Source organism: Pseudobdellovibrionaceae bacterium, from assembly GCA_015163855.1.
In the GTDB taxonomy this organism is placed as follows: domain Bacteria; phylum Bdellovibrionota; class Bdellovibrionia; order Bdellovibrionales; family UBA1609; genus JAAOIH01.
The window spans coordinates 15545-27113 of the sequence record JAAOIK010000037.1; the positions used below are offsets into that span (position 1 = coordinate 15545).

General features: G+C 34.2%; 11 protein-coding genes. 5 read left to right on the forward strand and 6 right to left on the reverse strand.

Annotated features, from left to right (window positions below; genetic code table 11):
- Window positions 1-33: 33 nt before the first annotated feature.
- Together HAW63_04535 and HAW63_04540 are read right to left on the reverse strand one after the other, a co-directional pair.
- Complete coding sequence (locus tag HAW63_04535; protein ID MBE8163235.1) at window positions 34-1725, reverse strand: hypothetical protein; 1692 nt, start codon at window positions 1723-1725, stop codon at window positions 34-36.
- Window positions 1726-2808 carry a hypothetical protein gene (locus HAW63_04540; GenBank protein MBE8163236.1) on the reverse strand — a complete coding sequence of 361 codons (1083 nt, stop codon included), beginning with the start codon at window positions 2806-2808 and terminating at the stop codon, window positions 1726-1728.
- Between the two features lie 100 nt (window positions 2809-2908).
- Between HAW63_04540 and aroF the strand changes: the two genes are divergently transcribed.
- The gene (gene aroF, locus HAW63_04545) at window positions 2909-3748 is read left to right on the forward strand and encodes a 3-deoxy-7-phosphoheptulonate synthase (GenBank protein MBE8163237.1); all 840 of its coding nucleotides are present in this window, start codon (window positions 2909-2911) and stop codon (window positions 3746-3748) included.
- A 16-nt stretch (window positions 3749-3764) separates the two neighbouring features.
- Complete coding sequence (gene ubiE, locus HAW63_04550; GenBank protein MBE8163238.1) at window positions 3765-4475, forward strand: bifunctional demethylmenaquinone methyltransferase/2-methoxy-6-polyprenyl-1,4-benzoquinol methylase UbiE; 711 nt, start codon at window positions 3765-3767, stop codon at window positions 4473-4475.
- 286 nt (window positions 4476-4761) lie between these two features.
- On the opposite strand, the gene HAW63_04555 is transcribed toward ubiE, so the two are convergent.
- Window positions 4762-5982 (reverse strand): aminotransferase class I/II-fold pyridoxal phosphate-dependent enzyme, encoded by a 1221-nt coding sequence (locus HAW63_04555; GenBank protein ID MBE8163239.1) that lies wholly within the window; start codon window positions 5980-5982, stop codon window positions 4762-4764.
- A 112-nt stretch (window positions 5983-6094) separates the two neighbouring features.
- Window positions 6095-6238, reverse strand: a complete 144-nt coding sequence (locus HAW63_04560) for a hypothetical protein (protein MBE8163240.1) — start codon at window positions 6236-6238, stop codon at window positions 6095-6097.
- On the opposite strand from HAW63_04560, the gene spoVG reads away from it, so the two are divergent.
- The gene (gene spoVG, locus HAW63_04565) at window positions 6231-6524 is read left to right on the forward strand and encodes a septation regulator SpoVG (GenBank protein MBE8163241.1); all 294 of its coding nucleotides are present in this window, start codon (window positions 6231-6233) and stop codon (window positions 6522-6524) included. The two genes, HAW63_04560 and spoVG, sit on opposite strands and share 8 nt — an antisense overlap.
- Here the strand turns inward: spoVG and HAW63_04570 are convergent.
- Complete coding sequence (locus HAW63_04570; protein ID MBE8163242.1) at window positions 6503-7495, reverse strand: response regulator; 993 nt, start codon at window positions 7493-7495, stop codon at window positions 6503-6505. The two genes, spoVG and HAW63_04570, sit on opposite strands and share 22 nt — an antisense overlap.
- Before the next feature lie 68 nt (window positions 7496-7563).
- On the opposite strand from HAW63_04570, the gene HAW63_04575 reads away from it, so the two are divergent.
- Window positions 7564-9981 (forward strand): leucine--tRNA ligase, encoded by a 2418-nt coding sequence (locus tag HAW63_04575; GenBank protein ID MBE8163243.1) that lies wholly within the window; start codon window positions 7564-7566, stop codon window positions 9979-9981.
- 10 nt (window positions 9982-9991) lie between these two features.
- Here the strand turns inward: HAW63_04575 and HAW63_04580 are convergent, their stop codons facing one another.
- Window positions 9992-11077, reverse strand: coding sequence for a hypothetical protein (locus HAW63_04580; GenBank protein ID MBE8163244.1), 1086 nt, complete (start codon window positions 11075-11077; stop codon window positions 9992-9994).
- A gap of 236 nt (window positions 11078-11313) precedes the next feature.
- Here HAW63_04580 and HAW63_04585 point away from each other — a divergent pair.
- Window positions 11314-11569, forward strand: a 256-nt coding sequence (locus HAW63_04585; GenBank protein MBE8163245.1) for a hypothetical protein, incomplete at its 3' end; no start/stop codon positions are given.

Genomic DNA, 11569 nt, shown 5'->3' on the forward strand with positions numbered 1-11569 from the left:
CAGTTTGGTATTATAAAAAATATCTGTTTAAAACTACGGTAACACTACCTCTACAATGCCTGTTATATTTTTATTAAATTGCTTAGTAAAGTTTTTGGCTTCTATTTTTGTATAAGAACAATTAAATAACTTAGCCCAATGTTCAAATTCTAAGCTATGATTAGCTTCTAAAATTTTTTGATTAAAAAGTGGTTTAAAAATTTTTCCACCAAAATTATTAACAATAATAATAGCCCAATTTTTATTGGATAATTGTTTAGATATCCACAAAGCATTTAAATCATACAAAGCACTTAAATCTCCCAACACAGCCCAAGATTTATTTTTATCAGACATTCCCGAAGCCCAGCCCAAAAACCCAGACACTAAACCATCAATTCCATTTAATCCGCGATGACTTTCTACAGAACAAAACGCCTTTTTAATCGCCACACTGTCCCAATGACGAATACTTAAAGAGTTTCCTAAAAAAATATTATTTTCTTCTAAAAACACTTCACTCATCTGCCTTACCAAAGCCTCTTCAGAAAAAGGATTTTCCTTACACCTAGTGTGTTTTTCTTTATAAAACTGCTTGTCTAGTGTTTTGATTTTTTCTTTCCACAAACTATCCCTTCCCCAAGCTCCAGTAATCCCCAAAGAAGAAATACTGTCATCACAAAAAGTTTTTAAAAAAGGCTCTACAAAAAATTTTTGCTTACTACGAGATAAGCCCGACTCCCCATGCTCCACAACAGATAAAACGGGAAGCGTTTTAAATTTATCTTCTAGCAATCGCCAAACTTTCACTGTAGGTGTATTTCCAATTTTAATGACAGAATCAAACCACTTGTTTTCAAAAGCCTGTTCTAAAGTTTTTTCTCCTGCTTTTAATAACAACAACTCCAACTTTCTTTCTCCCCACAACCCAGACCCTGCCTCTAAATAAACAAAAGTATTTAACTTTAAAAGAAAATTAATTAAGTTAGATTGGTGTTTTAAATCCAATTTAGAAACCAAAACCAATGGCCTTTTTCCTTTAGAAAAAAATTGCGCCAACAAAACCCTATCTTCCGCAAGTAAATCTTTGTTGCATGGTTGATTTTTCGATTCTAAAATATTGGCTTGGCTTACAAAGGGGGGTGGCTCGACATCCCTGTGGGCTGAATCGCCCCCCTCTTTTGTAAGCCAAGCCAATATTTTAGAATCTAATGTAACTGTGTTATTAAAAACTATTGGGTCGTTAAAACTTGCGTTGATATGATATTGTTTTTTTGTAGTGGATGAAAAAACAAATTCTTTAAAATTATTTTCATCTAAATTCCAACACTTAATGTTTAGGAAGGAAAAAATATTGGCCTGGTTCATGGTTTGAGGGGTATAAGCATTTTGATATGACTTAGGCCTGTCGGCAGATAATATAATTAAGGGCGTGTTTGAGTATTTGGCTTCTAGCATTGCTGGCAGGGTTTCTGCCACCGCCGTACCCGAGGTGGTTATAACTACTGTGGGTTTTTTTGTGGCCTTAGATCGCCCTAAAGCAAAAAAACTGGCCGATCTTTCGTCGAAAAATTCATAAATATTTATTTGTAAAAGATTTTTGTTTAAGCTTTCTTTTTGCACTTCTTTTAAACGAACTAGTACAGAAATTAAGGGAACATTTCTTCCTCCTGCGCAAATACAAAAGTCGGTTACCTTTTGAAAAAGTAATTGTTCTATAATGTGTTTAGCAACTGTATTGTTCATTTATAGGCCTAATAAAAGTTTTACACTTTTTATTTTATTATGTAATTCTTGAAACTCTTTATTTAAATTACTTTTTGCAATAATTCCACAACCTACAAATAACCATAAACTAGCTTGTGTCCATTGTATATTGCGAATAGCAACAACGGCTTTGACATTACCCTCTGGAGAAATACTAACCAAGGGGGCTCCGTAACTTAATCTATCCATAGAAGCTTCTAAAGTTTTTAAAAAATTCCACTGAGATTGAGGAGATGTTCCCAAGGCTGGAGTTGGATGTAAGTTTTTAATGGTTTTTTTTAAACAAAACTGTGGTGCAGAAATTTGAAAGTCTTTGCGTAAATGTTTTAAGTGCTTAATATCCCATTCATAAGTATCACTTTTTACTAGAGTGGCCTTGTCTCCCAAAACACACATAATCATATTTAAATAATCGCTAACAATACTATGCTCTTTTAAATCTTTGGCAGAGTGCAATAATGACTCTGGTTTATCTGTGGACAAACCCGTTCCTGCCAAAGCCATGCTTTTTAATGTTGTGTTTTTTTTAGTGTAAGAAAATAATATCTCTGGGCTTGCCCCTAAAATTCCATTAGCGTTTAAAAATAATCCATATATATGTAAAGATTTACTAATAGCTGCATTATTAGGATCTAAAAGAGATAGTAGTAAATATTTTTTTTCTGATAAACTAAATACGCTTTCGCTTTTTTGAAATATAACAGGAACCGCTTTAGTAATGGTTTTTTTTTCTATTGCCTTTTGTATTGTAATAAATTGTTTTTCAAAAAAAGAAAAATCCAAATCACTAAACTCTCTTTTGCCGACACTGCCCTTTTGTTGTAATTCGGTTTTTAAATGGACGAATAAGTCTTTTGTCGAACACTCTATAGTGTTTTCAAACTGTAAGTACCTAGTTTTTTTTAAATAAAAATCGGAATAAAAAAAGCTCCAAGAATGGCTTTCTTTTAAAGGTGTGGCCGATTCCTTAACCGACCCCCAAGACAATACCACATAGCCTGGTTTTGTAGAGAAAATTAAACCAGAACGAAAGAAAAGGCTCCAATCTAATGCTGAAAACACAAAAATACCTCTATTTGCATAAGTTCCTTGAGCTTTAGCCTAAATTAGACTATTTTTAGCTTTCTGGAAAGGGGAAAATGTTCGTTAAATAAATACATTTATGAAAAAACCAAACTCATCATTTACTATTATTGCAGGCCCTTGTTCTGTGGAATCACAAGCCCAATTACTGGATGTATCCTCTGCTGTTATAGCTAGTGGCAGTTCTGCTTTGAGAGGTGGAATTTTTAAAATGCGCACCTCGCCCAATGCCTTTCAAGGCTTTCAAAAAGAGTGTCTTCCTTGGATTAATGCAGTAAAAAAACAAACGGGTTTAAATATAGTTTCAGAAATCACCGACCCACGACAAGTCAGCTTATTACAAGAGGCTGTAGACATATTTCAAGTGGGCTCTAGAAATATGTATAACTACGAGCTTTTAAAAGAGCTAAGCTTTATAAACAAACCAATTATATTAAAAAGAGGTTTTTCTGCTACGGTAAAAGAATGGATAAAAGCAGCAGAGTACTTGCAAAGCGCGGGTAATCCTCATGTTATTTTATGCGAAAGAGGTATTCGTACTTTTGAAACAAGCACTCGTAATACTATAGATCTTAATTCTGTTGCCTACTTAAAAGCGAATACGGATTTTACCGTGTTTGTAGACCCCTCTCATGGAACAGGAGTTCGTAATTTAGTAAAACCCCTTTCTTTAGCGGCTATTGCTGCTGGAGCTGATGGCTTATTAATTGAAGTGCACCCACAACCAGAACAAGCTTTATCTGACGGACACCAATCTTTAAACTGCCAAGATTTTTTAAGCCTTGTAAGCGATGCAAAAAAATTACTTACGCTGTTTAACAAAACATTAAATAACTCTATGCAATTTAGCCAGAAATACGATATTTCTTCTTTAACAAAAAAGCTAAATGCCCATTCAGAGCCTAGCCTTAGTGTATAAAAATAGTAACTGTATAATGAAAAGCTCCTCTTTAAATAAAGATCCTAAAAATATTCAAACGATGTTTGCCTCTATTGCAAGCTCTTATGACAAAGCCAATACGATTATGACTTTTGGTTTAGATAAAAAGTGGAGAAAGCAAGTGGTTAAATACAGTGGAGCAAAAAAACAAGACCGCGTTTTAGATTGCGCCACAGGAACTGGTGATTTGGCTTTTTGTTTTGAAAATATAACTGGCGCAACTACTGTGGGAATTGATTTTTGTCCAGAAATGATAAGTATTGCTAAACAAAAAGCTATACAACAAAAAAGCCATACAAAGTTTCAAACGGCCGACATGACCCAACTTCCTTTTAAAGACAATCAATTTACTATTTGCAGTGTTGCCTATGGAATTCGCAATACTAATGCCATCGAGCTGGCCTTAAAAGAAATGGCACGAGTTACTCGCTCAAAAGGGTATTTAGTTATTTTAGAAACCGGTAGCTCTTCTCCATTTTTTATTAAACAAGGCATAAGCCTTTATACTAAATACCTTATGCCCTTGTTAGGTGGGTGGATTTCTGGAAAAAAAACAGCCTATCAGTACTTAAATCACTCCAGTCAAAACTTTCCTGGGGGAAAAAACTTTACGCAACTTTTAAAAGATACTGGATATTTTGAAAACATCGAGTTTCAAAGTCTTTGCTTTGGAGCTAGTTTTTTATACAGAGCCCAAGTTAAATAAACCTTTGTTTTTATATTTTCTTTTACTGTTTTATTGGCAAGAATTTGCCAATAATTGTCAAACTGTCTTATTTTGAGACATTTTTTATCGGCTACTTTTTTATTAAAATCGAAAATTGCTTCATAATGGGACACTAAATTGCTTTGCAAGGGATAACTTCGGTTTATCATCTATGCTCTTAGATTTCTTATATAAACCTACCCTTCTTAACACATTCACCAAAAGCCTCTCTAATTTTAGAGGGGCTTTTTCTTTTGTAGTAGGATGTAGATAGTAAAAAACGGCTTTAACTTCTACACACTTTATTATAACTACTTATAAATTTTTTTGTTAAGACTTCATCATCGCCAATTAAACCAACACTTATTCTTAATAAACCTGGTTTTAATCCAATTTTTTTTTGTTCATCTTCGGGAATTTCACTAGAAGTACTGGCACTAGGGCAACTTAATAAAGTTCTAGAAAAACCTAAAGACACAGCAAATAAACCAAATTTTTTCTCTTGTAATAATTGTGCTAAGGCAGTAGCTTTTTTTAAACTACCGCAGTCTAAAGTGATCATTCCTCCATAAGCATAGTCTGGGGAGTTTCGCATTTTTTGAAAAAGTTGATGTTGAGGGTGGCTTGGCAAACCAGGGTAATAAATATTTTCTATTCCTTCCTTTAACATTTTGTCTACTAAAAATTTTGTCGCCTTAGCGTGCGCTAACATTCTTAAAGGTAAATGGTCTAATCTAGAATACAATTGGTAAGCAACATGCGAGTCCATTACTGGGCCATAAAGCATAGCTACTCCAGAGTTAACATCAATTAACTGAGAAATAAAATCCTGACTGGCGCAAATAGCCCCGGCAATAAGGTCACTACTACCAGAAATATATTTAGTACAAGAATACACAATAATATCTGCTCCTAATTGTTTTGGAGAAACTAAAATTGGTGTAAAAGTATTATCTACTACTAAAGGAATGTTGTGTTTTTTTGCCACTTTCGATAAGCCCGCAATATCGCTAATGGTTAGTAAAGGGTTGCTCATGGTTTCGGTATAAATAAATTTAGTGTCAGGCCTAATAGCCGATGCAAAAGCTTCGGTATCATCGGGGTCAATAAAACTAATACTAATGTTAGGCCTTTTAGATAAAATATTTTGAAACAAAGCCCATGTTCCACCGTAAATAGTATTAGAACTTATCATGTGCCCGCCATTTAAAAGAAGCTGTTCTACGGTGCAACTAATAGCAGCCATACCAGAGGCTACTCCAAAAGCAGCTTCTGTATATTCCATTGCCGCTAATTTTTGAGCAAAGGCTACCACAGTGGGGTTAGAATGCCGACTATACAAATAACAACCTTGCAACTCCCCTTGAAATACTTTTTCCATATCTTCAGTGTTTAAAAAAGTAGAGGTGCAAGAGTGATCAATAACAGGGGTTACCCCTCCCTCTTCTCCAAAGTGCTGAATATCACGAATGGCCTGTATATTTTTTTTACTGGTATTGTCTGACATAATAATTTTAACTCATTTGTAAGTTGTTTTTTTTATTTGTTTTTTTTAAAAAATAGATGGTTTCACAAAAACCTTTTTCTTAATTGCTGTCAACGGGCTCTGTAATTTTTGCTTAACTATTATTTGTATCAAACTGATACAACAAAAAAGAAGCATTTAAGCCTTTATTACCCCTGGCCGATAGACTAGAAGAGGATAAAGATAAAATATTTACTGTTTGCACATTTAAATTCAACGAGGATACGCAAGTGAACATAACAGATATCAAAATTTTACTAGTTAATGAAGAAAGACTAAAAGCCTATGTTAGCATAATATTTGATAACTGCTTTATAGTTAAAGATTTAAAAATTATACAAGGGCCTAGCAATTTATTTGTAGCCATGCCCAGCAAGAAATTAAAAGACAATAGCTTTAAAGATATTGCCCACCCTTTAAACAAAGAGTCTCGGCTAGCCATAGAAAAATTAATTTTTGAAGAATACAAAAAAACATTGCAATCTATTAATCAGTCTTTAGATCAAATTACTGAAGAAAAATGAATTTGACTTAAGTACTTAGTAGTCAGCTTATTTCTTCCCTTCTTTTTAGATTTATACAAAGCCTCGTCAGAAAAATACAAAACCGCTTTAGAAAATTGCGCCTTTGTACTTTTTAATTTTTGTATTTTTTTGATGTCTACAAAACTTAAACCCATACTAGTGCTTAATTGTATTTTTGAAGTGTCTTGCAAAAAAATATAGCTGGCTATTGTTTTTCTAAAATCTTCTGCCCAGCGATGCACTTCTTTTTTTGTTCCATAAATTACAGAAAAAAATTCATCACCACCATAACGAGCGGCAAAACTTTTTGTGTTTGGTAAACTTTTCTTTAATAGTTTAGCAAACTCAGATAACACAAAACTGCCAAATAAATGACTGTTGCCATCATTAACCAATTTAAAATGATCTAAATCTAACATACAAAAACCATAACCCAAGGCCTCACCTTGTTTAGTTAATAACTCGGCAGCGGGTGTTTTTTTATTATTATATTTTTTAAAAATATTTTCTGTTTTTTTATAAGCTTGTTCCATTATAAACAATTGTGTTAAAGCGTCGGTAATGGCTAATTTTTTTAAAAATTTATTAGCCTCTTCTAAATCATTTCTCATAGATTTAATACGCCATTGCGCAGCCACTCTGGCCATTAGCTCGCGAGCATCAAAAGGTTTGACCAAATAATCATCAGCCCCCTTGTCTAAACCTTCAATTACCTCTAGTCGGTCAGACCTTCCTGTTAAAAAAATAACGGGAATGTATTTTCTTTTTTGCCGCAACTCCTCTAGCACCTTAAACCCATTTATTTTAGGCATATCAATATCTAAAATGACTAACTCTGGAGAAGTGGTTTTTAAAGTTTTTATAGCTTTTATAGGAGATGAGAAGCTTAAAACATCATGGCCTTGCCACTCTAAACACCCAGAAACTAAATTTAAAATGTGCGGATCATCATCAATTATAAAAATAGCCATTTTTTAACTCCTTATTTACAATATATTATTAGTATGCGACTATTTCAATTGTTAAAACAAGGTTCTTTATGGTTTATAATTGTTCAAAGATAGAAAAAAAATGGCAAGATAAATGGGCTGCAGAGCGCTGCTTTGAAGCAGAAGATAATTCTAAAAAACCCAAATACTATGCCTTAGATATGTTTCCTTACCCCTCTGGCTACGGATTGCATGTGGGTCATATTGCCTCTTATACCCCTGCTGATGTTTTATCTCGATATAAACGCAGTTTAGGCTTTAATGTTTTACATCCCATAGGCTATGATGCCTTTGGCCTACCCGCCGAACAACACGCTATTCAAACCGGAGTTCATCCCGAAGAAACAACAAAAGCGGCCATTGAAAATTTTAAAAGACAATTGCAATCCTTTGGCTTTAGCTTTGACTGGTCGAGAGAAATTTCTACCTGTGATAAGGATTTTTATAAATGGACACAATATATTTTTTTAATTTTGTTAAAAAAGGGCCTGGCCTACCAAAAAGAAGTTCCCGTTAACTGGTGCCCTGGTTTAAAAACGGTGCTGGCCAATGAAGAAGTGGTTGATGGAAAAAGTGAAAGAGGAGGGCACCCTGTTTTTAAGAAGCCCATGAAACAGTGGATGCTAAAAATTACAGACTATGCAGAAGAACTACTAAACGACTTAGACACTTTAGATTGGCCTCAAAAAACCAAAGACATGCAGCGGCACTGGATTGGTAAAAGTGTGGGTGCAAACATCTGCTTTAAAACCGAAAATACAGACGATGTAATTTCTGTTTTTACTACTAGGCCCGATACTATATTTGGAGTTAGCTTTATTGTTTTAGCTCCAGAACACTTACTAAGCCTATCTATTTGCACGGAAGAAAAAAAGCAAGAAGTAAAAACTTATATCGAAAAAGCCAGTAGCATTAGCGAGTTGGATAGAAAAAGTAACACTATAAAGCAAGGTGTTTTTACGGGAACTTATGCCGTACACCCTCTTACAAAAAAACTATTGCCTATTTGGATTGCTGATTATGTGTTAATGGATTATGGCTCTGGGGCTATTATGGCAGTGCCTGCTCACGACCAACGCGATTATGACTTTGCCACTAAATATCAATTAGATATTTTACCAGTATTAAAAAGCAATGAATTAAAAACAACATTACCCTTTACCGAAGAAGGCAGCTTAATTAATTCTAAACACCTAAATGGCCTTTCTAAAACTGCGGCCATTACAGAAATAATTAAGACCATAGAAGAAAAAAAAATAGGAAAAAAAGAAGTCCAATACAAATTAAGAGATTGGTTATTTAGCAGACAACGGTACTGGGGAGAGCCTTTTCCTGTAGTGCACACTAATGGTGGTCAGTGCGTAGGAGTTTCTCATGAAGAGTTACCCGTTAGTCTTCCGCAAACGCCCAACTATGAACCCACAGATACCGGCGAGGCTCCCTTGGCTAGAATTGAAGAATTTGTTAATTATTCTTACAATGGCATTACAGGAAAAAGAGAAACCGACACCATGCCTGGGTCGGCAGGGTCTTCTTGGTATTTTTTACGCTACACCGATCCACACAATAATAAAGAAGCCTTTAGTTTTGATAAACAAAAATATTGGATGCCCGTAGATTTATATGTAGGAGGAAGTGAGCATAGCGTTGGTCATTTACTGTATTCTCGATTTTGGCAAAAAGTATTATTTAATGCAGGCCTAAGTTCTTACAAAGAACCTTTTAAAAAATTAGTTCATCAAGGAGTAGTTATTGGTCCTGATGGGCAAAGAATGTCTAAATCTAAGGGTAATGTTGTTAGCGCTGATGATGTTAAAAATAATATCGGAGCCGATGCCACCAGAGCCTACATTTGTTTTATGGGACCTTTTGAAAAAGATAAGCTTTGGAACAGCGACGGGGCCGAAGGAATTAAAAAATTTTTAGAGCGTTACTACAGGCTTTGTCTAGATGAAAAAGGGAATGCCATTACAGAAAACTTAAGTCCCAACCAAATTTCTCCACTCTTATTAAAACTATATCACAAAACTGTTAAAAAAGTGGGACAAGATATTGAAACCATGAATTTTAATACTGCCCTTAGCAGTCTTATGGTTTTAACTAACCAACTGTATAAAGAAAATGTAAAACCGCATTTTATACTCCAGGCCATGTGCCAACTTTTAATGCCCTTTACCCCTCACTTGAGTGAAGAAATTTGGGAAAGGCTAGGGCAAACTGGCCTTGTGTCTTTAGCTCAGTGGCCAAAATATGACGAAGAGCTTACCAAAGAAAACAGCATGCAAATGGGCGTGCAAGTAAATGGAAAAATGCGTGGTCTTATTGAAGTCACTCAACAAACCTCCCAAGAAGAAGCTGTAAAAAAAGCAGAAACATTAAAGCCTTATACTCAGGCTTTACAAGATAAAAAAATATTGAAAATTATTTATAAACCCGGAAAAATTTTAAACATTATTACTTCTCGGTAAATATTTTTAGTTAAAAATCCAAATCTTCACTCGACGAAGACCGCTCTTCGGGATCTACTCCCAGTAAACGGTAATTAGAGTAATAAGAGGAATTATCTTCTCCTATACAAGTATAGTTTTGCATAGAAGAAAAATTATTTTCATAAACCTGTTTAGCTTTAGGTTTATCAGAGCAATAAGCATAAGCGGTATAAATTAAAAGGTGTTGATTTTTTGCTGTGATAATAGAGTAAGAAGAAGATTCATTGTTCGCGTTCACTATTTTTTCCTGTTTTTTAGAATACTTTACCACTTTTTTTTGCTGAAGATTAACCTTGCAAGATTGTTCTTTTGCAACAAAAGAAGATACAAAATACACTGGCATATCATTGACTTGCATTTGGTCTGCTTTTATCTGTAACAAGTTACAAGACTGCTTATTATCATCAAGAAAAGAATAAGAATTATAACAAAGCCAAATCATTTTAGCTGTTGTAGAAGTCCAGTTATTTTTGTCAATATAATCGATTCTAGATTGCTCATTGGGAAGCATGTAGGTGTCCTCTCCCCACTGCTTTTGTACATAATTGCACTGATTTTTTTCTACCAGTTGTTTTTCATAAAAATCTATAGAGAAGAAATGAGAGTTATCTGCCGCTAAAACATAGGTATCCATATACCTCTGTATCAAAAGATTTTTGTTCTCTGGCCCAGAATAAGGAATCACATACAATTCTTGAGCGCTAACACAAGTTTTTTTTTCATCTTTATACAGCTTCATACTACAGCCTTGAAAAGCATCTGTGTTTTTCGATAAAACGCTATTTTGTATATATTTTTCCATTGCGTTATACAGGTTTTTAGTACTAATGCCATTAGCAGACTGTTGTGCAAAGTGCTGAGTTATATTTTCCATATCTTTAAATGTTTGAATATTAAAGTTTGTTTCTTCGTTTCCTGGTAAAGTTTTTATAGGAAAAATAGGGGTCTTTTGGCTCTGAGACTGCTTAAACCTTTTCTGATAAAGGCTATTTAATTGAAGGGACAAGCTTTTTCCTTGTGCATAAGAAAAAACCCCTTCTACTAAAAAACAACTTACTAATATAATTTTAAACACTTTACATCCTATGTTATTTAATTACTAACCGTGAAACTATCACCCATAAGCCTAATAGAGCAAAAGCTATGCCACAAATAGTCTCATAATGAGGCAGATCGGAAAAACTAACCCTCCACAGGCAGTTGAACTAAGTAAAAAATAAAAAAGTTTGTATTTATTACTTTTAGCCTCGCTTTTTCTTGCTGAAACAGCAAAACTCCCTTAGTTTTGGCCTTTAACCGGAGTATTGCAATATGAGCACACTAAATAACATTATCCCTTTTCCCAGCAGGCCAATGCACAATAACTGCCTAATTACTGACCCTACTAAAAATTTTAATATCCAGCTTAATATTTCTTTAACTAATATTGCTTGTATTGAAGGTAGCAACCCCAACCGCTTGTTAAAAACCGCTATAGATTTGCACAGACAGATAGATAATGTTGGTTTTTTACAAATGACCCAAGCTAATCAAAATCTTTTTAATTCTATTAAAAAAATTAAAGAAC